Annotated in this window: 22 protein-coding genes; 13 read left to right on the top strand and 9 right to left on the bottom strand. The window is 64.2% G+C overall.

Annotated elements, in window-relative coordinates; all coding sequences use genetic code 11:
• The first annotated feature begins 33 nt into the window (after window positions 1-33).
• Complete coding sequence (locus EF888_RS21110; protein ID WP_109759182.1) at window positions 34-531, top strand: L,D-transpeptidase family protein; 498 nt, start codon at window positions 34-36, stop codon at window positions 529-531.
• A gap of 10 nt (window positions 532-541) precedes the next feature.
• Here EF888_RS21110 and dalA read toward each other — a convergent pair whose 3' ends face one another.
• On the bottom strand, window positions 542-1,078 hold the full coding sequence (dalA, locus tag EF888_RS21105; RefSeq protein ID WP_109759181.1) for a divisome-associated lipoprotein DalA: 537 nt from the start codon (window positions 1,076-1,078) through the stop codon (window positions 542-544).
• 152 nt (window positions 1,079-1,230) lie between these two features.
• Here dalA and EF888_RS21100 point away from each other — a divergent pair, with 152 nt between their 5' ends.
• Complete coding sequence (locus EF888_RS21100; RefSeq protein WP_109759180.1) at window positions 1,231-1,830, top strand: L,D-transpeptidase; 600 nt, start codon at window positions 1,231-1,233, stop codon at window positions 1,828-1,830.
• Between the two features lie 60 nt (window positions 1,831-1,890).
• Here EF888_RS21100 and hemH read toward each other — a convergent pair whose 3' ends face one another.
• A complete protein-coding gene (gene hemH / locus EF888_RS21095) occupies window positions 1,891-2,934 on the bottom strand; it encodes a ferrochelatase (RefSeq protein WP_109759179.1) in 1,044 nt (347 codons plus the stop codon).
• Between the two features lie 82 nt (window positions 2,935-3,016).
• Window positions 3,017-3,838 carry a methyltransferase domain-containing protein gene (locus tag EF888_RS21090; RefSeq protein WP_109759178.1) on the bottom strand — a complete coding sequence of 274 codons (822 nt, stop codon included), beginning with the start codon at window positions 3,836-3,838 and terminating at the stop codon, window positions 3,017-3,019.
• 21 nt (window positions 3,839-3,859) lie between these two features.
• Here EF888_RS21090 and EF888_RS21085 point away from each other — a divergent pair, with 21 nt between their 5' ends.
• From EF888_RS21085 to EF888_RS21070, 4 genes are read left to right on the top strand one after another with little or no spacing between them, the layout of a single operon-like run.
• Entirely contained in the window at window positions 3,860-4,582 is a 723-nt protein-coding gene (locus EF888_RS21085; protein WP_109759177.1) for a ComF family protein, read from the top strand.
• 28 nt (window positions 4,583-4,610) lie between these two features.
• Window positions 4,611-4,868 (top strand): glutaredoxin 3, encoded by a 258-nt coding sequence (gene grxC / locus EF888_RS21080; protein ID WP_109759176.1) that lies wholly within the window; start codon window positions 4,611-4,613, stop codon window positions 4,866-4,868.
• Window positions 4,868-5,695, top strand: a complete 828-nt coding sequence (locus EF888_RS21075) for a carbon-nitrogen hydrolase family protein (protein WP_109759175.1) — start codon at window positions 4,868-4,870, stop codon at window positions 5,693-5,695. Before grxC ends, EF888_RS21075 begins: the two co-directional genes overlap by 1 nt.
• On the top strand, window positions 5,695-6,216 hold the full coding sequence (locus EF888_RS21070) for a MarR family winged helix-turn-helix transcriptional regulator (RefSeq protein ID WP_109759174.1): 522 nt from the start codon (window positions 5,695-5,697) through the stop codon (window positions 6,214-6,216). The genes EF888_RS21075 and EF888_RS21070 overlap by 1 nt, the downstream gene beginning before the upstream one ends.
• Here the strand turns inward: EF888_RS21070 and ubiG are convergent.
• The gene (ubiG, locus tag EF888_RS21065) at window positions 6,119-6,877 is read right to left on the bottom strand and encodes a bifunctional 2-polyprenyl-6-hydroxyphenol methylase/3-demethylubiquinol 3-O-methyltransferase UbiG (RefSeq protein WP_109759173.1); all 759 of its coding nucleotides are present in this window, start codon (window positions 6,875-6,877) and stop codon (window positions 6,119-6,121) included. The genes EF888_RS21070 and ubiG overlap by 98 nt on opposite strands.
• A 71-nt stretch (window positions 6,878-6,948) precedes the next feature.
• Between ubiG and pip the strand changes: the two genes are divergently transcribed.
• The 3 genes from pip (at window position 6,949) to EF888_RS21050 (ending at window position 9,696) form a co-directional block, all read left to right on the top strand.
• A complete protein-coding gene (pip, locus tag EF888_RS21060) occupies window positions 6,949-7,929 on the top strand; it encodes a prolyl aminopeptidase (RefSeq protein WP_109759172.1) in 981 nt (326 codons plus the stop codon).
• Between the two features lie 170 nt (window positions 7,930-8,099).
• Window positions 8,100-8,735 carry a CAP domain-containing protein gene (locus EF888_RS21055; RefSeq protein ID WP_109759171.1) on the top strand — a complete coding sequence of 212 codons (636 nt, stop codon included), beginning with the start codon at window positions 8,100-8,102 and terminating at the stop codon, window positions 8,733-8,735.
• A gap of 46 nt (window positions 8,736-8,781) precedes the next feature.
• On the top strand, window positions 8,782-9,696 hold the full coding sequence (locus tag EF888_RS21050) for an endonuclease/exonuclease/phosphatase family protein (protein WP_109759170.1): 915 nt from the start codon (window positions 8,782-8,784) through the stop codon (window positions 9,694-9,696).
• On the opposite strand, the gene EF888_RS21045 is transcribed toward EF888_RS21050, so the two are convergent.
• Window positions 9,693-10,322 carry a 5-formyltetrahydrofolate cyclo-ligase gene (locus tag EF888_RS21045; protein ID WP_109759169.1) on the bottom strand — a complete coding sequence of 210 codons (630 nt, stop codon included), beginning with the start codon at window positions 10,320-10,322 and terminating at the stop codon, window positions 9,693-9,695. The two genes, EF888_RS21050 and EF888_RS21045, sit on opposite strands and share 4 nt — an antisense overlap.
• Before the next feature lie 196 nt (window positions 10,323-10,518).
• Here EF888_RS21045 and rimP point away from each other — a divergent pair, with 196 nt between their 5' ends.
• Genes rimP through infB form a run of 4 tightly spaced genes read left to right on the top strand, consistent with a single transcriptional unit; the run spans window position 10,519 to window position 15,892 of the window.
• The gene (rimP, locus tag EF888_RS21040) at window positions 10,519-11,106 is read left to right on the top strand and encodes a ribosome maturation factor RimP (RefSeq protein WP_109759168.1); all 588 of its coding nucleotides are present in this window, start codon (window positions 10,519-10,521) and stop codon (window positions 11,104-11,106) included.
• Between the two features lie 3 nt (window positions 11,107-11,109).
• Complete coding sequence (nusA, locus tag EF888_RS21035) at window positions 11,110-12,741, top strand: transcription termination factor NusA (RefSeq protein ID WP_109759167.1); 1,632 nt, start codon at window positions 11,110-11,112, stop codon at window positions 12,739-12,741.
• A 21-nt stretch (window positions 12,742-12,762) separates the two neighbouring features.
• Complete coding sequence (locus tag EF888_RS21030; RefSeq protein WP_109759166.1) at window positions 12,763-13,380, top strand: RNA-binding protein; 618 nt, start codon at window positions 12,763-12,765, stop codon at window positions 13,378-13,380.
• A gap of 10 nt (window positions 13,381-13,390) precedes the next feature.
• Window positions 13,391-15,892 (top strand): translation initiation factor IF-2, encoded by a 2,502-nt coding sequence (gene infB / locus EF888_RS21025; protein WP_109759165.1) that lies wholly within the window; start codon window positions 13,391-13,393, stop codon window positions 15,890-15,892.
• A 64-nt stretch (window positions 15,893-15,956) separates the two neighbouring features.
• On the opposite strand, the gene EF888_RS22495 is transcribed toward infB, so the two are convergent.
• The 4 genes from EF888_RS22495 to EF888_RS21010 form a co-directional block, all read right to left on the bottom strand.
• On the bottom strand, window positions 15,957-16,079 hold the full coding sequence (locus tag EF888_RS22495; protein WP_277601027.1) for a hypothetical protein: 123 nt from the start codon (window positions 16,077-16,079) through the stop codon (window positions 15,957-15,959).
• A gap of 91 nt (window positions 16,080-16,170) precedes the next feature.
• Window positions 16,171-16,569, bottom strand: coding sequence for an 8-oxo-dGTP diphosphatase MutT (gene mutT, locus EF888_RS21020; RefSeq protein WP_109759164.1), 399 nt, complete (start codon window positions 16,567-16,569; stop codon window positions 16,171-16,173).
• Entirely contained in the window at window positions 16,566-17,795 is a 1,230-nt protein-coding gene (gene argJ, locus EF888_RS21015; RefSeq protein ID WP_109759163.1) for a bifunctional glutamate N-acetyltransferase/amino-acid acetyltransferase ArgJ, read from the bottom strand. The genes mutT and argJ overlap by 4 nt, the downstream gene beginning before the upstream one ends.
• Window positions 17,796-18,737 (bottom strand): peptidylprolyl isomerase, encoded by a 942-nt coding sequence (locus EF888_RS21010; protein WP_109759162.1) that lies wholly within the window; start codon window positions 18,735-18,737, stop codon window positions 17,796-17,798.
• Between the last annotated feature and the right edge of the window lie 138 nt (window positions 18,738-18,875).

Here is an 18,875-nt window from a genome sequence, read left to right as displayed (position 1 = left end):
AAATTCGGAGGCAGACTCGGGACAGTCAGAACAATGCATGCAATCGCAAGAATTGCGGCGCTGATCTTCGCAGTGGTGGCACTGACGGGATGCGCGTCCAAATTTCGCTCGTACGACGGGCCAGCCGTGACGGAAGTTCACGTCTACAAGAGCTTTCGGCGGATGTACCTGCTGAACGGCTCGAACGTGCTGAAGATGTACTATGTCAACCTCGGCTTCGCGCCGACGGGCGACAAGCTGCAGGAAGGCGATGGGCGCACGCCCGAGGGCTCGTACTTCATCAATCGGCGCAACCCGGAGAGCGAGTACCACCTGTCGATCGGAATCAGCTATCCGGACGAGGTCGATGTGGCCGAGGCCGCTGCTGTCGGTCGCTCTCCCGGCGGCGACATCTTCATCCACGGATGGGGACCCAAGGTGACCAATCCGAGGCCGGACTGGACCTACGGGTGCATCGCGGTGACGAACAAGGAGATCGAGGAAATCTATGCGATGGTCCGCGACGGAACGCGGATCACCATCTTTCCCTGACCTCGAGTCTTCAGCTGGTCGGACCGGCGGTGCCGGAGGGCTGGCCCGTGATCAGCGTCCACCAGATCTTGCCGGAAGATTCCTGGTACCACGAGAAGCCGAGGTCGCGGGCGCGCGGGTCGAGGATGACGTCGCGCGTCTCGGGGACTTCCATCCAGGCGGCAAGCGTTTCGAGTTCGGTCTCGTAGGTTTCCGAGATGTTCTCGCCCACGAGGCGGCCCTGGTATCCGGTGCGGGTCACGCGATCGAGGGGGCTCGAGCCGTCCGAGCCGAAATGCCAGGGGCGGTTCTGGACCGACATGTCGCGTGAGTGCGTCTGCGCCGCGGCGTTGAGCTGCGAGCTGAGTTCGAGCGGTTGCGCCCCACGCGCCTGGCGAAGCGCGTTGACCGAGTCGAGCATCCGGTACTGGATCTTGCCGGTGTCGCCAGAGGCGATCTTGTAGGTCGACGGCAGGGGTCTGCCATCCGAGTCGAAACGCGGCTCGGGCGTGGCGCAGGCGGCGAGGGCGAGCGCGAGGGCCGGAACGATGAGGAATTTGCGTAGCATGACTGCCTGCCTATGGTCGGTTTTGCCCGTGCTTACAGCCAAGCGCCGCCGTGTTCAAACCCCGACTGTTGCAAAATAAACGATGTGACGCTTCTTTGATTTGCCGCTGCCGGTGTGCCGCTCTATGTTCCCCATCGATCCGACACACACATATGGAGGCGCTCTTGTCTTCCGATACCAAGACGAATTTCAGCCGCCGCGGTTTCATCGCTGCCACAGCAGCGACGGTCGCCCTACCCGCCGTCGCGCAGGACGATACCGACTATCGCGGCACGCTTTCCGAATCCGTTCGCCGCAACGCCTCGAGCTTCCGCGCGCTGGATTGGCAACCCTACTTCAGCAGCGTCGCCGGTGGCGCCATCCTCGTCGACATCTCGTCGCGCGCGCTGCACTACTGGAATTCCTCCAACGACACTTACCGCCTGTTCCCGACGAGCGTGCCCATCAGCGAAGAGCTGACGCGGCGTGGCCGGACGAAGATCACACAGAAGGTGGTGGGCCCCGACTGGCGGCCGACGCCGTCGATGAAAGAGCGTAACCCCGACTGGCCGGACTACGTGCCTCCGGGTCCGGACAATCCGCTCGGCACCCATGCGATGCACTTGAGCTGGACCTACTACCGCATCCACGGCACGCACGACACGCGCAAGATCGGACGCCGGTCGTCGAACGGCTGCATCGGCCTGTATAACGAGCATATCGCACAGCTCTTCAACATGACGCCCGTCGGGACGCAGGTCCTCGTTATCTGAGAACCTCGCGCCTTCGGTGAGAAGTTCCGCATCCCGCGCCCCGGCGCGGGATGTTTCGTTTCAGATCCAGCCCCACAGGTTCTCGTCGACGACTTCCGCCAGCATGTCGATGTGGGCGGCGTCGTCGTTCAGGCAGGGTATGTAGGTGAAGCTTTCACCGCCTGCGTGTTCGAAGCTTTCGCGGATCTCGCCGTTGATCTCTTCCAGCGTCTCGATGCAGTCCGCCGAGAACGCCGGCGCGACGACGGCGATGCGCTTCTTACCCTGTTTCGCCAAGTCGGCCACGTGCTCGACGGTGTAGGGCTTCAGCCATTCTTCGGGCCCGAAAACGGACTGGAACGTGGTGGTGATGGCGTCGTCGCCCCACCCGAGCCGCTCTTTCAGCAGGCGCGTCGTCTTCTGGCACTGGCAATGGTAGGGGTCGCCGGTCATCAGATAGCGTTTCGGCATTCCGTGGTAGGAGCAGATCAGGATGTCGGGCTTCGTCTCGAGCGCGCCGTAGGCTCGTTCGACGGACTGGGCGAGCGCCTCGATATAGGAGGACCTCGCGAAGTAGGGGGCCACGGTGCGCGAGGCCGGCTGCCACTTTTCGTCCATCAGCGCGCGGAAAAATTGGTCATTCGCGGTCGCGGTCGTGGCGCCGGCATAATGCGGGTAGAGCGGGAAGAACACGATCCTGGTGCAGCCCGCTTCCACCATCTCACGCACCTTGGCCTTGGTCGATGGTCTGCCATAGCGCATGCAGAAATCGACCATGACGCGGTCGCCGTGCCGGCCCCGAAGCACCTGGCGCAGGCTGTCGGCCTGAGACCTGGTGATGGTCATCAGAGGGCTTTCGTTCTTCTCTTCATTCCAGATCAGCTTGTAGTTCGCGCCCGACGAAAACGGCCGTTTCGACAGGATGACAAGTTGGAGCAGCGGCTGCCATTTCCAGCGCGCATAGTCGATCACGCGCTGGTCCGAGAGAAACTCGTTCAAATAGCGCCGCATGGACCAATAGTCGTAGCCGTCCGGGGTGCCGAGGTTGGCGATCAGGACGCCGATCTTCGCTGCGGGCACGGGCGGGTGATCCTGTGGCAGATGCGGCTGGCCGGTCGGTGTCATGTCGTCCCTCGTCCCTTGATTGGCGCCTGAAATAGACGCGGGGGGTGAAAGGTCAACGCGACACGACGGCCGCCCTATCCTCTCAGTCTTCCAGTGGTGTTTCCCGCGTGTTGAGCGCATCGGCAAGACGAGCCTTGGCGCTGCCCGGTCTGAGCGGTGTTTGCTGACTGTCCGACGGGGCCCAGCCGGTCAGGAAGACAAGCTCGAACGTCGCCGGAAGAAACCCTTCGGGTTCTGCGAAAGCTTCGGAATAGAGACGTTCTGCGAGGGTGAAGAGGGCCTTTGGCGGCACGCGCCGGTGTCGGCCGGCAAGAGCGTTGGTCTCTCCCATGCCGCGCAGATCATGGATCAGCCCGGCAAGCTCGCGATAGCGGACCGTCAGCCTGACGCTGTCCGCCACGGGAAGTGCAAGACCGCCGCGCTGGAGAAGGGCCCCCAGTTCGCGGACGTCTGCCATCGGGAGGACGCGGGGCGAAAGGCCGCCCGTCAGGCGCGTCTCGGCCTCGGCGAGGCTGGCACGCAGCTCGTGGAGGGTCTGGCCGCCGAAGAGGACGGCCAGGAAAAGTCCGTCGGGGACAAGGGCAAGGCGTGACTGGACGATCTGACCCACCGGATCGTCGGCCCAGTGCAGCCCGAAGGCGTGGACGAGCAGGTCGTGCGGTCCCGTGAAGTCCAGACGGTCGGCGTCCGGAACGATCGGGGCGTCGGGCAGCAACCGGCGGAAGGGCTCCCTCACATTGCCCACGAGCGCAGGCGACGTGAACGCTTTGTTAATCTCGGCGAGCCTTTCCTCGATCTCGCGGGCCGCTTCGTCGTGCAGGAACAGCACGGGGTCGCGCGCCGCGCGGGCGCGCTGCCGCAGAAGTGCGTTGCGGTCGGTCATCTGCGGGGGCCGGGACGTCATCGCAGCGGAAGGTAGTGAAGCATGGGCGGATTGCAACGCGCGTTGTCCTGGGTCTTTCCGGCCCAGTGCATCCTCTGCACGGGGCTCGTCGAGGATACGGGCGGCCTCTGCGCCGACTGCTGGAAGCGCACGCCCTTCCTGACGGGCCTCTTGTGCGACACCTGCGGCGCATCCTTGCCGGGCGAAAGCTCGGGGGTCGAGCATTGCGACGATTGCTTGTCGATGTCGCGCCCGTGGGCCGCCGGACGGGCGGCGTTGTCCTATCGCGACCTGGGGCGCAAGATCGTGCTGTCCCTGAAGCATGGCGATCGCACGGACCTGGCGAAACCGGCCGCTGCGTGGATGGAGCGGGCGGGTCGTGACGCACTGCGACCGGGCACGCTGCTTGTTCCCGTACCGGTCCATTGGTCGAGGCTTCTGAGGCGACGCTACAACCAGTCCGCAGAGCTTGTGCGAGCGCTTTCCGCTCGAACGGGTCTGGCCTGTTGTCCCGACGCCCTGATCCGGCAGCGTCGCACGCCCCCACAGGATGGGATGACGGTAGATGACCGTTTCCGCAACATGACCGGCGCGATCCGCGTGAACCCAAGACGCAGGAACGAGGTAGAAGGGAAGACGCTGTGCCTGATCGATGATGTGATGACCTCGGGCGCGACGCTCGCGGCGTCGGCCGAGGCACTTTGGGGGGCGGGGGCCGATCAGATTTTCGTTCTCGTGCTGGCAAGGGTCGAGAAAGAGACCTAGATGTTCCCCGTTGCACGGGAACGCCAGTATGAAGCCAGTCGAAATCTATACCACGCCGCTTTGCGGCTTCTGCCACGCCGCCAAGCGCCTGCTGTCGGGCAAGGGCGTGTCCTTCACCGAGATCGACGTCAGCCGGGATCCTGCCCGCCGGCAGGAGATGTCGGGGCGCGCGCGGGGCCGATACACCGTCCCCCAGATCTTCATCGGTGAGACGCACGTGGGCGGCTGCGACGATCTCTACGCTCTCGACCGGGCCGGCAAACTCGACCCGCTTCTCGCCGCGTGATGCGGGTCGCTCTGCTTCAGACGACGTCGACCGACGATCCTGGCGAAAACATCAGCATGATCCGCCCGATGATCGCCGAGGCGGCAGTCGAAGGCGCGCGTTTCATCCTGACGCCTGAAGTCACCAATTGCGTCTCGGCCAGTCGACCCCGGCAGGCGGATGTGCTGCGGACCGAGGACGAGGACACGACGCTCGCCGCGTTGCGCGACGAGGCGGCGCGGCGCGGCGTCTGGTTGCTGATCGGGTCGCTTGCGCTGAAGCAGGCGGAGGGCGGACGCTTCGTCAACCGGTCGTTTCTTGTCACGCCCCAGGGCGAGATCGCGGCGCGGTACGACAAGATCCACATGTTCGACGTGACGATCTCGGAGACCGAGACCTACCGCGAAAGCGAAGGCTATCGTCCCGGCGACCGCGCCGTGGTGGCCGAGGTCGAAGGCGTGAAGGTTGGCCTGACGATCTGCTACGACGTGCGCTTTCCACATCTTTATCGTGACCTCGCAAAGGCCGGAGCGCGGATCCTGACCGTGCCGTCGGCCTTCTCGCCCGCCACGGGTGCCGCGCATTGGGAGGTGCTTCTGCGGGCACGCGCCATCGAGAACGGGTGCTTCGTTCTTGCGCCGGCTCAATGCGGGACGCATCCGCGCACCGACGGACGCGAACGGCGGACGCACGGCCATTCGCTGGCCGTCGACCCCTGGGGTCAGGTGTTGTCGGACAGCGGCACGGCGCCATCCGTGCGCGTGGTTGATCTGGACCTCGATGCGGTCGATGATGTGCGGCGACGGCTTCCGTCGCTTTCCCACGACCGAGATTATTCAGGACCCTGATGCGGGATCAGACCGACAGTTCAGACCAGCTTGCCATCGCGCTTTTCAGCGAGATCTTCATGGCGGACCAGCTTGCTCGGGCGCGCCTTGCGAAGGTCTTGCCGAAGGGGATGGAGCTGAGCCATTTCTCGGTCCTGCACCATCTTGCCCGTGCCGGTGCCGAACGGACGCCGGCTCAGCTCGCGCGGACGTTTCATGTCACGCGGGGCGCGATGACCAACACGATCAGCCGGTTGGAGTGGGCGGGATATGTCCATGTCCGGCCCGATTGGGACGACGCCCGGCGCAAGTTCGTGGGAATCAGCCTGTCGGGAGTGAAGGCGCGAGACGCCGCGCTCGAGGCCATCGCCCCGATCCTGACCGAGGTGGTTCGGTCCATCGGTCCCGATCGGGTCAGGGCGGCGCTTCCGACCCTGCGCGAGCTCAGGGTTCGGTTCGAGACTCCGGACGAAGAGACGTCGTCACATAGTTCACCGAAAGATCGCGGTCCGACAGGCTCCACGACCAGAACAGCGGATTGAACACGAAGCCCTTGCGGTCGACGGGGTCGAGAGCGGCGCGGCGCAAGAGGTCGTACAGCTCATCCGGCGTGATGAACTTGTTCCAGTCGTGAGTGCCTCGCGGCAGCCAGCGCATCACGACCTCGGCCCCCACGATTGCCATGGCGAAGCTCTTGGGGTTTCGGTTGATCGTCGAACAGACCATCAGGCCGCCCGGTTTCAGAAGGTCATGGCATGCGGTGAGATAGGCGAGGGGGTCGGCGACATGTTCGACCACCTCCATGTTCAGGACTGCGTCGAAAACCTCGCCTTCTGCCGCCAAAGCCTCGGCCGTGGTATGGCGGTAGTCGATGTCGAGACCTTGTTCCCGGGCGTGGACCTGCGCGACGGGAATATTCCGTTCGGCCGCGTCGGCGCCGACGACCGTCGCCCCGAGTCGCGCCATCGGCTCGGACAGAAGACCGCCGCCGCAACCGATGTCGAGAAGCCGCAGTCCGTCGAACGGTCGGGGCGCGTTCAGGTCGCGCCCGAACTCGGCGGCAATCTGGGCCGTGATGTAGTCCAGCCGACAGGGATTCAGCATGTGGAGCGGCTTGAACTTCCCGTTCGGATCCCACCATTCGGCGGCCATGGCCTGGAACTTGTCGATTTCGGCGGCGTCTATGGTCGAAGCGTGGGACATTTCTGAGCTCGGCACCTAGATTTCCTGAAAGGGGACGTGAATCGGCTTCGTCCGAAGTATATAGGTCGCGAATGGACAGACAGTCAGGCACGAAGACTGCGTCACAGTATCTTTACGCGCCGATCGAGCCTTTCGATCAGCGGATGCTGGATGTGGGCGAAGGTCACAAGGTCTATGTCGAACAGTGCGGCAATCCCGCAGGCCTGCCTGTCGTCGTGCTGCATGGCGGACCGGGCGGGGGATGCTCGCCCGCGATGCGGCGGTATTTCGACCCGGACAAGTTCAGGATCGTGCTGTTCGACCAGCGCGGGTGCGGACGGTCCCGGCCCCATGCCAGCGTTCGGGACAACACGACGTGGCACCTCGTCCGCGACATCGAGCTGATCCGAACGACGCTGGAGATCGACAGATGGGCCGTCTTCGGCGGCAGCTGGGGTGCAACGCTCGCCCTGATCTACGCCATCACCCATCCCGAGCGCGTGTCGAACCTGGTTCTGCGCAGCGTTTTTCTGATGACGCGAGCCGAGCTCGACTGGTTCTATGGCGGGGGCGCGGGTGCGTTCTGGCCCGATGTCTGGCGCCGCTTCACCGACATGATTCCCGAAACCGAGCGTGAAGACCTGATCGGAGCCTATGCCCGGCGCCTGTTCTCGGGTGATCTTGCGTCCGAGACGCGCTTTGCGCGGGCCTGGGCGAGTTGGGAGAATACGCTGGCCTCGATCGGCAACGACGGGCCGGGGGGCGACAGTCCCGCTGACTTCGCACGCGCCTTCGCGAGGCTCGAAAACCACTATTTCGTCAATCATGGGTTCCTCGAGCACGATGGCTGGATCGAAGCCAACCTGCACCGCATCGCGCGTATTCCGGGCACCGTCGTGCAGGGTCGCTATGACATGATCTGTCCTCCGGTCACGGCGTACCGCCTGACGTCCGCATGGCCGACGTCGTCCCTGAAGATCATCCCCCGCGCGGGACACGCGCTCAGCGAGCCGGGGATCAGCGCCGAACTCGTGCGGATCACGGATCGCCTGGCGCTGTCCGGGGTGCGCTGAGACCTGCCACAGTCTTGGCGGAACGCCGCTGACTGTTGCCGAACCGCTTTGCGCACTGTTTCCCCAATAGCTATCAATTCCAAAAGCCTGCCGAGACCTTGCCTAGGTTTGGCCTCATTTGCCGGGTCATCTACTGGCCGGGACAGAAGCGACAAAAGGGACACCTGGGGATGACATTCAAAACTCTGGCCGCATGCGCGGCACTGGCCTTCGTCGTCGCTGCGCCCACAACCGCCGAGGCTTGCTCGCGGTCCGTGTCCAAGGCCGCCGCGACGACCGTGGTGCCGGGCGGGCGCATCGATCAGGGTCTTCTCGACGATGCCATCCGGACCGAGGTGAACTATCACCGCTGCCGCGCTGGGCTGCCCAAGGTCGGCGACGCCGGAAACGGAATGGCCTCGCAAGCGGCGAAGCACAGCCAGTGGATGGCGCGCACGCAGCAGTTGACGCACCGCAGCACCGTTCCCGGTGCCTCGACGCTGAAGCAGCGCGTTCGTGCCGCGGGTGTCAGCTTTCGCGCCGGCTCCGAGAACATCGGGATGGTCCACCGCTACCAGATCGACAATCGCCGTTTCAAAATCCTCAATTCGGGGTCGTGCCAGTTCGCGAGCTACGAAGGTCAGGCCTTGCCGGCGCACAGCTACGCCACTCTTGCGCGCCACGCGGTCGAGCTGTGGATGAACTCTCCCGGCCACCGCAAGAACATCCTCGACCGCAAGGTCAACAAGGTCAGCACGGCAGTCGCCTTCGACCCGAATGCGCAATATTGCGGACGGTTCTGGCTGACGCAGAACTTCATCGGCTGACCCTCTGGCGCTTACCGTGGTGACGCCGGTTGTCTAGACTGGCGCCATGGTCCGCAAATTTCTCAGGTCTATCCTTCTGGCGCTTGCCGTTCTGGCAGGCGCCTTTGCGTGCCAGAGCGTTCGCAACTCGGGTGGGCCGGACCTGACGGAAAAGCCTGCGGAGGCCATACGCATCGCCACACTGAACGTCCACTACATCTCGGCGCGGCAGAGTGAAGGCAGATGGGGCCTGTCCGGGTGGGAGGCGCGAAAGGATCCGATGGACCGGGCGGTGAAAGCTCTCGACGCCGACCTGATCGCGTTCCAAGAGATGGAGACGTTCCGGGGCGGTGACGACGACAGCGAGAACCTCGCGCGTTCGTTCCTGCTGGAGCGGAACCCGGAGTACCGCGCCGCTGCCATGGGCTACTGGCGCACCTTCCCGTCCACGCAGCCGATCTTCTATCGCGCGGAGCGTTTCCAGATGTTGGATCAGGGATGGTTCTTCTTCTCGGAGGCGCCGGACACGATCTATTCACGCACCTTCGATGGCTCTTACCCAGCTTTCGCCTCATGGGCCTTGTTCAGGGACGCGCGCACGGGCGCGGCCTTTAGACTGGTCAATCTTCACACCGATTATGCAAGCGGCGAGAATCGGCGGCGATCGGTGGCGCTGGTGTCCGAGAGGATCCGGCCGTGGATCGCGGCGGGTGAGACGGTCTTTCTTGCAGGTGATCTGAATGCTCGCCTGGGCTCGAACCTGCATCGGATGCTCGAGGACGCGGGGCTGACTTTCGTTCCCGTGGCCGGGGCGACGTATCATCTGGACCGGGGGCTGAACCTGTTCGGAGCCATCGACCATATCGGATACTCCGGCGCGACGGCCCTTGGCGTGCCGATGGTGTTCCGGGAGAAGACTGGTCCTGTCTGGGCAAGCGATCATTACCCGGTTGCGGCGGATTTCACCTTGAACCCGGGCTAGTCGCCGAGAACGACCTCGTCCATCGGGATGTCCCAGGGCATCGGATAGATCGTCTTCATCCGACAGCCTGGAAATCCGACGCCAAGGATGCGGGGCCGGGGATCAAGTGCTGCAAGCGTTCGGTCATAGTAGCCGCCACCGTTGCCGAGCCGGTAGCCCTGCTCGTCGACCCCGACGAGGGGCGAGATCACCACCTGCGGCGTCGCTTCGTCGTCGCCTGCGGGGACGGGAATGTTCCAGAAGCCGCGCTCCATCGCGCAGCCCGGCGACCATTTGCGAAAGACGAGCGGCGCCGACTTTCGGACCACGACGGGGAGAAGAACGGACGCGCCATTCTCGTGCGCTTTGGCCATCCAGCCACGCAGGTCCGGCTCACCACGAATCGGCCAGTAGACGGCTATGCTGATGCCACCGACGTCGGACAGCGCGGAATCGAGGGTTTTGACCAAGTCGGCCGTCAGCTCGGCCCGCTCGGTCTGGCGGAGAGAGCGACGCACCTCGTAAAGACGCTCGCGCTCGGCCTTGCGGAACCGTGCCACATCCCTTGCAGTGGCCGAATCCACCGGCTGACCTGCGACAAGGTTGTGCGCGAGACAAGCCTCTTCTCCCGCGGTGTCATCGTCCATGTCCGGCCTCCTCATCCTCTGAGTGATGAGACCACACTCACGGCCGGGATTCGAGAGCTGCGAAGTCACTTGCCATTCGGGTCGCCCGGTCGTATATGCCCTTCAACAGCGGCGCGTCGGCTTCCAAACCCGAGGCTCCACCGGAAACCGCAACGGGCCCGCTGGCCCGTTTTTTTGTGCCTGAACGCCAGAACCCATGTCCGACCTGATCGCAAAGACCAGCATCGACCGACGGCTCTCCGAGATCGTTTCCCCTGTCCTCGAGGACATGGGGTTCGAACTGGTGCGCTTGCGTCTGATGGGCGGCAAGTCGCCGACGTTGCAGATATTGGCCGACAAGCCCGACGGCGGGATCGAAGTCGACGATTGCGCGAAGATCTCCACCGCGGTCAGTGCGACGCTGGACGTGGAAGACCCGATCGAGGACGCCTATGCGCTGGAGGTTTCCAGCCCCGGGATCGACCGTCCCCTGACGCGCCTGAAGGATTTCGAGGTCTGGAAGGGCCACGAAGCCAAGATCGAGACGCATGAACCCATCGACAGCCGCAAGCGGTTCAAGGGCGAGCTTCAAGGTGTCGAAAACGGCGAGATCCTGATCGAGATCGACGTGAACGGCGTTCCCACGGTCATCGGCCTTCAGTTCGACTGGCTGTCGGACGCAAAGCTTGTCCTGACCGACGACCTTATCCGCGACGTGCTGCGGGCCCGCAAGGATGCCGGCCACGTCGACGAGACCCAATTCGACGAAGTACAGACCATCATGGATGGCGACGAGGAGACCTGAGACATGGCGATCACATCCGCAAACCAGCTTGAACTTCTCCAGACGGCGGAAGCCGTTGCGCGCGAGAAGATGATCGACCCGGGCCTGGTGGTCGAGGCGATGGAAGAGAGCCTCGCCCGTGCCGCCAAAAGCCGCTACGGCGCCGAGATGGACATCCGCGTGTCGATCGATCGAAAGACGGGACGCGCGACCTTCACCCGTGTCCGCACCGTGATCGGACCGGACGATGAGCTGGAGAATTATCAGTCACAACTTACCGTCGCGCAGGCGAAGCAGTACCTGGACGAGCCGAAGCCCGGCGACACGATCGTGGAAGAGGTTCCGCCCGTCGAGATGGGCCGCATCGCCGCGCAGTCGGCCAAGCAGGTCATCCTTCAGAAGGTGCGCGAGGCCGAACGCGATCGCCAGTTCGAGGAGTTCAAGGACCGCGCCGGCACGATCATCAACGGCGTCGTCAAGCGCGAGGAATACGGCAACGTCATCGTCGACATCGGTCGGGGCGAGGGCGTCCTGCGCCGGAACGAGAAGATCGGGCGCGAAAGCTATCGCCCTGGCGACCGCATCCGCTGCTTCATCAAGGATGTCCGCCGCGAGGTGCGCGGTCCGCAGATCTTCCTCAGCCGGACCGATCCGCAATTCATGGCCGAATTGTTCAAGATGGAAGTGCCCGAGATCTATGACGGCATCATCGAGATCAAGGCGGTGGCCCGCGACCCGGGTTCGCGCGCGAAGATCGCCGTCATCAGCTATGACAACTCGATCGATCCCGTGGGCGCCTGCGTCGGTATGCGCGGCTCGCGCGTGCAGGCCGTGGTGAACGAGCTTCAGGGCGAAAAGATCGACATCATTCCGTGGAACGAAGATGCGCCGACGTTCCTCGTCAACGCTCTCCAGCCGGCCGAAGTGTCCAAGGTCGTTCTCGATGAGGACGCCGGCAAGATCGAGGTCGTGGTTCCCGAAGAGCAGCTTTCGCTGGCGATCGGCCGTCGCGGCCAGAACGTGCGGCTGGCGTCGCAGCTGACCGGTCTCGATATCGACATCATGACCGAGGAAGAGGAAAGCCAGCGCCGCCAGAAGGAATTCGAAGAGCGGACACAGCTGTTCATGGACACGCTGGATCTGGACGAGTTCTTTGCGCAGCTTCTGGTATCCGAGGGATTCACCAACCTCGAGGAAGTGGCCTACGTCGACCGCGACGAGCTTCTGGTGATCGACGGCGTCGACGAAAGCACGGCGCAAGAGCTTCAGGCGCGCGCCAGCGACTATCTGGAAGAGCAGAACAAGAAGGCCGAGGCCCGCGCCCGCGAGCTTGGCGCCGAAGACAGCCTGTTCGAGTTCGAAGGTCTGACTCCGCAGATGATCGTCGTTCTCGCCGAGGATGGGATCAAGACACTGGAAGATTTCGCGACCTGCGCCGACTGGGAGCTGGCTGGTGGCTGGACGACCGAGAACGGCGAGCGCAAGAAGGACGACGGTCTGCTCGAGAAGTTCGACGTGGGACTTGAAGAGGCTCAGGCGATGGTCATGACGGCCCGTACCCAGCTTGGATGGATCGACCCGTCGCAACTCGAGGCCGAAACCGATGAAGACGCCGAAGGCGAAGGCGACGACGAAACCGAGGAGGTCGGGGCCTGATGGCCCCGGCAGGTAGCTCGATTGACCCGAGGCGGCAAACCCAAGGAGCACGGCGACCCTGAACGCCGATGCATCGCGACCGGCGAAGTCCAGCCCAAGCGTGGGCTGATCCGCTTTGCGGTGTCGCCGGACGGTAAAATTGTCCCCGACATCCTTGAAAAACTCCCGGGAAGGGGCATCTGGATAGCGTCTGAGCGGTCTGCGCTGCACACCGCCGTGACGAAACGCCTGTTCTCACGCGCCGCGAAGCAGCCGGTCGAGGTCTCGGAGACCCTGGTCGACGATGTCGAGACCCTGCTTGCCAAGCGGCTGACGGACGGCATTTCGATGGCCCGGAAGGCCGGTGCCGCCGTAGCGGGATACGAAAAGGTCAAGGACTGGCTTGGCCGCGAGGAAGCCCGCATCCTGTTTCAGGCCACCGACGGCTCTGAACGTGGCAAGTCGAAGCTCCATCCGCCGGGCGGCCGGGGCAGCTTTTTCGAGGTCTTGACCTCGTCAGAATTGGGTTTGTCCTTCGGGCGCGAACGTGTGATACATGCGGCGCTCGGACACGGCGGACTCACTGAACGGATCAGAGAGGACGCCATCCGGCTATCCGGCGTTCGCGATTTGCCGTCCAAGGGGACGGCGGGAAGTTGAAGAAGATTACATGAGCGATACAGACGGCAAGAACACACTGGGACTGCGCGGACGCGGACCTGGCCAGGTGAAGCAAAGCTTCAGCCACGGCCGGACAAAGAACGTCGTCGTCGAGACGAAGCGGAAGCGCGTCGTCGTGCCGAAGCCGGGTGCCGCAAAGGCTGCCCTGAAGACAGGTGCGGTCCACTCGCCCGCGACCAATCCGTCGAATCGTCCTGCGGGCATCTCGGATGCCGAACTGGAACGCCGTGTGAGGGCTGTCGCCACAGCGAACGCTGTCGCCGCCGAAGAAGCCGTCCGCCGCGAGCAGGAAGCGCGGGACCGCGCCGAAGAACGCGAGCGTCGCCGCGCCGAAATCGAAGCCAAGGAGCGCGAAGAGAACGAGCGCGCCGAGAAGGCTCGCGCCAAGGCCGAAGAGGAAGAGCAAAAGAAACGCGAGGAAGAAGAGCGCGTCGCGGCAGCAGCCGCAGCGGCCGCCCAGCCTGCAGTTCCGGCCGAGGACGCTGCCTCGCGCGCGGCCAAGACGGCCCCGGCCGCGGCGCCCCGCCGTGAGCGCGACGACCGCGACGACCGGCGCGAAAAAGGCACCCGCGTGGTTCGCGATGACGCCCGCCGTTCCGGTAAGCTGACGCTGAATCAGGCCTTGGCCGGCGGCGAGGGTGGACGCCAGAAGTCTCTCGCCGCGATGAAGCGCAAGCAGGAGCGCGCGCGCCAGAAGGCAATGGGCGGTCAGCAGGATCGCGAAAAGGTCATGCGCACAGTTCAGCTTCCCGAGGCCATCATGGTGTCGGAACTGGCCAACCGCATGTCCGAGCGTGTGGCCGACGTGGTCAAGTCGCTGATGAACGCCGGGATCATGGCGACACAGAACCAGGCGATCGACGCCGATACTGCGGAGGTCATCATCGAGGAATTCGGTCACAAGGCGCAGCGCGTCAGCGCGTCCGACGTAGAGCAGGTCATCCACTCGGTCGAGGACAACGCGGTTGATCTTCAGACCCGTCCCCCGGTTATCACAGTCATGGGTCACGTGGATCACGGCAAGACATCGCTTCTGGACGCCATCCGCAGCGCCAAGGTTGTGTCCGGCGAGGCCGGGGGCATCACCCAGCACATCGGCGCCTATCAGGTGACGACAGAAAGCGGCCAGAAGCTAACCTTCCTCGACACGCCGGGCCATGCCGCCTTCACCTCCATGCGGGCCCGTGGCGCGCAGGTGACGGACATTGTGGTGCTGGTCGTGGCGGCCGATGATGCCGTCATGCCGCAGACGATCGAAGCCATCAACCACGCCAAGGCCGCCAAGGTCCCGATGATCGTTGCGATCAACAAGATGGACAAGCCTGCCGCCAATGCCGACAAGGTGCGGACAGACCTTCTTCAGCACGAAGTCGTGGTCGAGAAGATGTCCGGCGACGTGCAGGACGTCGAGGTTTCCGCGATCAGCGGCAAGGGACTGGACCAGCTTCTGGAAGCCATCGCCCTTCAGGCCGAGATTCTTGAACTCAAGGCGAACCCGGAACGCAACGCTCTTGGCGCCGTCATCGAGGCCAAGCTCGACGTGGGCCGCGGTCCTGTCGCGACTGTCCTCGTGCAGAACGGCACATTGCGGCAGGGCGACATCTTCGTCGTCGGCGAACAGTGGGGCAAGGTCCGTGCGCTGGAGAACGACAAGGGCGAGCGCGTCAAGGACGCGGGCCCGTCGGTCCCGGTCGAGGTCCTGGGTCTCAACGGCACGCCCGAGGCGGGCGACGTCCTGAACGTCGTTTCGACCGAGGCACAGGCCCGCGAGATCGCTGACTATCGTGCCAGCCTGGCGAAAGAAAAGCGCGCAGCCGCCGGCGCCGCGACGACTCTCGAGCAGTTGATGCTGAAGGCCAAGGAAGACGAGAGCGTCACCGAGATGCCGATCGTCGTGAAGGCGGACGTCCAAGGGTCGGCCGAAGCCATCGTTCAGGCGATGGAGAAGATCGGCAACGACGAGGTCCGCGTGCGCGTCCTGCACTCGGGCGTCGGCGCGATCACCGAGTCCGACATCGGCCTGGCCGAGGCGTCCGGTGCCCCCGTGTTCGGCTTCAACGTCCGGGCAAACGCGCCCGCGCGCCAGGCCGCGAACCAGAAGGGTGTCGAGATCCGCTATTACAGCGTGATCTACGACCTCGTCGACGACGTGAAGCAGGCCGCCTCGGGTCTTCTGTCCGCCGAAGTGCGAGAAAAGTTCATCGGCTACGCCCAGATCAAGGAGGTCTTCAAGGTCTCCAACGTCGGCAAGGTCGCGGGCTGCCTCGTCACCGAAGGCGTGGCGCGCCGGTCTGCCGGCGTGCGTCTTCTGCGCGACAACGTCGTGATCCACGAGGGTACGCTCAAGACGCTCAAGCGCTTCAAGGACGAGGTGGCCGAAGTCATCTCTGGCCAGGAATGCGGCATGGCGTTCGAGAACTACGAGGACATTCGCCCCGGCGACGTCATCGAGATCTTCGAGCGGGAAGAGGTCGAGCGCAGGCTCGCCTGATCGGGCGGGAACTGAAGTGCTTGAGGGGTCGCCGTTCGGCGGCCCTTTTTCGTTCAGGAGGGCGTCAGACGGGCTGGCCGCTTACGATGCGGTTGCCGATGCGGACCGACACGCGGCCATCGGCGAGCGTCTGTACGAAGATACCCCGCGCTGACACGCAGCTGCCAAGCAGAATTGTTTTGAGCATGTGCCGACGTCCCCCCCAGGCAGGCATCTACCGAGCTACACGAAGCCTTGGGTGAAATCACCCAAAATCTGCTCACCTTTCGGATAGGGCCTTAGAGCCAGTCGCGCAGGATCGGGATCAGAGGCAGATCGGCGGGCGGCATGGGATAGTCGCGAAGTGCTGTCGGCCGAACCCATTTCAGCACCTGGCCCTCGCGCGCCGTAGGTGTGCCCTGCCATTTGCGGCATGCGAACAGCGGCATCAGCAGGTGAAAGTCGTCATAGCTGTGGCTTGCGAAGGTCAGGGGGGCGAGGCAGCTTTGCCAGGTTTCAATCCCGATCTCCTCGTGAAGCTCGCGGATCAAGGCTGCCTCGGGCGTTTCGCCGGGTTCGACCTTTCCGCCCGGGAACTCCCACAGACCAGCCAGGCTTTTCCCTTCCGGGCGTTGCGCCAGCAAAATCCGCCCGTCGGGATCGATCAGCGCAACGGCCGAAACAAGGACTGTCTTCACGACCTGTAGTCTGCGTTGATCGCTATGTATTGCGCGGTCAGATCGCAGGTGAAGACGGTCGATGTCCCTTGACCGAGGCCCAAATCCACCGAAACAGTGACGTTTTCACCCTTCATGTGCGCCGCCGCATCGGCCTCGCGATAGCCGTCCGCGACCATGCCGTTCTCCGCGACGAGAATATCACCGAAGCGGATGGAAAGCCGGTCCCGGTCGGCTTCGGCGCCGGATTTGCCAACGGCCATGACGACGCGGCCCCAGTTGGGATCCTGGCCAGCAATTGCGGTCTTGACGAGAGGGGAGTTGGCGATGGCCATGGCGACACGGCGCGCGTCGGCATCCGATGCTGCGCCCAAGACGTTGACCGTCACGAATTTAGTCGCCCCCTCGCCATCCTTGACGACCTGCTTGGCGAGGTCGTCCATCACCTCCTCGAGCGCCTGAGCGAACGCGTCGTCTTCCCGAACGTCGACGCCCGACGCCCCGGTGGCCGCGCAGAGGAGTGTATCCGAAGTCGAGGTGTCGCTGTCGACGGTGATACAATTGAACGTGCGATCCGTGGACCGCGAGACGAGCGACTGAAGGTGCGCACGGTCGGTCATCGCATCGGTGAAGATGTAGACCAGCATCGTCCCCATATCGGGAGCAATCATGCCGGAACCCTTCGCGATCCCGGCGATAGTGACTATTTTTCCGTTCACTTCGAACGTTCTGACCGATCCCTTGGGGAAGGTGTCTGTCGTCATGATCGCACGTGCGGCGTCCGCGATGCCCGTCTCGGTGAGGGTGTCACGCAAGGCCGCAATGACAGCAGTGATGCGGTCATGGGGGAGCGGCTCGCCGATGACGCCAGTAGAGGAGGTGAAGACCCGACCCTCGGGAATGCCGAGGGCGTCCGACACCTTGGCGGTCACCGCCCTCACCGCCTCGACACCCCGGATGCCGGTGAAGGCGTTCGAGTTGCCGGAGTTGACCAGAATGGCGGCGCCTTCATCAGACCCACCCCCGATCTTCGCTTCGCAGTCCAGAACGGGCGCCGACCGTGTCCTCGAGCGCGTGAACGTGCCCGCCATGACGGTGCCCGGCGCCAGCTCGGCCAGCATCACGTCGGTGCGGCCAGCGTAGCGGACGCCAGCGGCGACCGTCGAGAAACGGACGCCGGCAATAGGGGGAAGGGCGGGAAACCCGTCCTTCGGCGCAAGCGGAGAGACGGGATATTTTCCAGCCATCTATTCCCCCAGGAGGCTCAGATCGTCGAGGACCGCAGGGTCGATGTCGGCCGAGGATTTGCGCGTCACATCGGCCGCCGAGGTCAGTTCTTCGATCCGCGCCTCGATGGCGCTGCGCTGCACCTGATCCATAAGCTCGGTGCGAACGTCATCGAGGGCCGGCGCCGTTGCCTGGCGCGTCTCGTTCAGCTTGATGACATGCCAGCCGAACTGCGTCTGGACCGGAGCCGACACGCTGCCGGGCTCCATGGCTTTGACGGCAACTTCGAAGGGTTCGACCATCGCGCCTTCGCCGAACCAGCCCAACTCGCCACCGCGGGGGCCGGATGGGCCGGTCGACTTGGTCTTGGCCAATTCGGCGAAGTCGGCGCCGCCGTTGATTTCCTCGACGAGCGCCTTCGCCTCATCCTCGGTCGCAACCAGGATGTGGGACGCGTTGTACTCCGTCCCAGGCTCGGCCGAGCCATAGCTTGCGTCATAGGCGGCTTGCAGGGCCTCGTCCGTCACCGCGGACTGGGCCAGACGCGACAGCTCTTCATTGGCGCGAAGCGCACGCATTTCGTTGTCGATGGTCAATTGCGACCCAGCCGATAGCTGCTCGACTTCTTGACCGAGAAGGGTCTGCTGCACGAGCTGGTCGAGGATCCCGTCGAAAAGGACATTCGGCGGAAGCTGGCGATACTGCTCCGGCAGGCGCTGCTTAAGCACGATCATGTGTCCAAGCGTGATATCCGTGCCGTTCACTGTGGCGACAACGGTCTCTGCATCCGGCGCTTCGCCCGCCGGGGCCTCGGCGACGGGGGCGTCGGTCGCGGGCGCTTCGGCGGCCGGGGCGTCGGTGGAAGGGGTTTCCGCGACCGGAGTGTCCTGGGCTGCTGCAAATGTAGGCAGGCACAGGGCGACGGCGGTCGCCAGGGCCGGCAGGGTTGGCCTGATGGTCATTTGTTTTCCTCGCTCGAAGCCGCGCGGGTCCGCGACGTTGACAGTCTGAAACCCGCCCCTTACATCGCTGAACGTTGTGGTGAGGCGGCAATCGCTTCGCCGTTCTATGGCGGGCCGGTGGCACGGGCAAGCGCATCC

The organism is Silicimonas algicola, from assembly GCF_003970735.1.
Classification (GTDB): domain Bacteria; phylum Pseudomonadota; class Alphaproteobacteria; order Rhodobacterales; family Rhodobacteraceae; genus Silicimonas; species Silicimonas algicola.
This window is presented reverse-complemented; position numbering and strand designations above follow the sequence as displayed.

Bases quoted from the DNA above. Each gene is read 5' to 3' on its own strand.
- argJ (WP_109759163.1), bottom strand. From the start codon at position 17,795: ATGGCTGGAAAATATCCCGTCTCTCCGCTTGCGCCGAAGGACGGGTTT.
- grxC (WP_109759176.1), top strand. From the start codon at position 4,611: ATGAAGCCAGTCGAAATCTATACCACGCCGCTTTGCGGCTTCTGCCAC.
- EF888_RS21070 (WP_109759174.1), top strand. From the start codon at position 5,695: ATGCGGGATCAGACCGACAGTTCAGACCAGCTTGCCATCGCGCTTTTC.
- hemH (WP_109759179.1), bottom strand. From the start codon at position 2,934: ATGACACCGACCGGCCAGCCGCATCTGCCACAGGATCACCCGCCCGTG.
- nusA (WP_109759167.1), top strand. From the start codon at position 11,110: ATGGCGATCACATCCGCAAACCAGCTTGAACTTCTCCAGACGGCGGAA.
- ubiG (WP_109759173.1), bottom strand. From the start codon at position 6,877: ATGTCCCACGCTTCGACCATAGACGCCGCCGAAATCGACAAGTTCCAG.
- EF888_RS21010 (WP_109759162.1), bottom strand. From the start codon at position 18,737: ATGACCATCAGGCCAACCCTGCCGGCCCTGGCGACCGCCGTCGCCCTG.
- EF888_RS21055 (WP_109759171.1), top strand. From the start codon at position 8,100: ATGACATTCAAAACTCTGGCCGCATGCGCGGCACTGGCCTTCGTCGTC.
- EF888_RS21085 (WP_109759177.1), top strand. From the start codon at position 3,860: ATGGGCGGATTGCAACGCGCGTTGTCCTGGGTCTTTCCGGCCCAGTGC.
- EF888_RS21110 (WP_109759182.1), top strand. From the start codon at position 34: ATGCATGCAATCGCAAGAATTGCGGCGCTGATCTTCGCAGTGGTGGCA.
- dalA (WP_109759181.1), bottom strand. From the start codon at position 1,078: ATGCTACGCAAATTCCTCATCGTTCCGGCCCTCGCGCTCGCCCTCGCC.
- EF888_RS21100 (WP_109759180.1), top strand. From the start codon at position 1,231: ATGGAGGCGCTCTTGTCTTCCGATACCAAGACGAATTTCAGCCGCCGC.
- EF888_RS21050 (WP_109759170.1), top strand. From the start codon at position 8,782: ATGGTCCGCAAATTTCTCAGGTCTATCCTTCTGGCGCTTGCCGTTCTG.
- EF888_RS21045 (WP_109759169.1), bottom strand. From the start codon at position 10,322: ATGGACGATGACACCGCGGGAGAAGAGGCTTGTCTCGCGCACAACCTT.
- EF888_RS22495 (WP_277601027.1), bottom strand. From the start codon at position 16,079: ATGCTCAAAACAATTCTGCTTGGCAGCTGCGTGTCAGCGCGGGGTATC.
- EF888_RS21090 (WP_109759178.1), bottom strand. From the start codon at position 3,838: ATGACGTCCCGGCCCCCGCAGATGACCGACCGCAACGCACTTCTGCGG.
- pip (WP_109759172.1), top strand. From the start codon at position 6,949: ATGGACAGACAGTCAGGCACGAAGACTGCGTCACAGTATCTTTACGCG.
- infB (WP_109759165.1), top strand. From the start codon at position 13,391: ATGAGCGATACAGACGGCAAGAACACACTGGGACTGCGCGGACGCGGA.
- EF888_RS21075 (WP_109759175.1), top strand. From the start codon at position 4,868: ATGCGGGTCGCTCTGCTTCAGACGACGTCGACCGACGATCCTGGCGAA.
- rimP (WP_109759168.1), top strand. From the start codon at position 10,519: ATGTCCGACCTGATCGCAAAGACCAGCATCGACCGACGGCTCTCCGAG.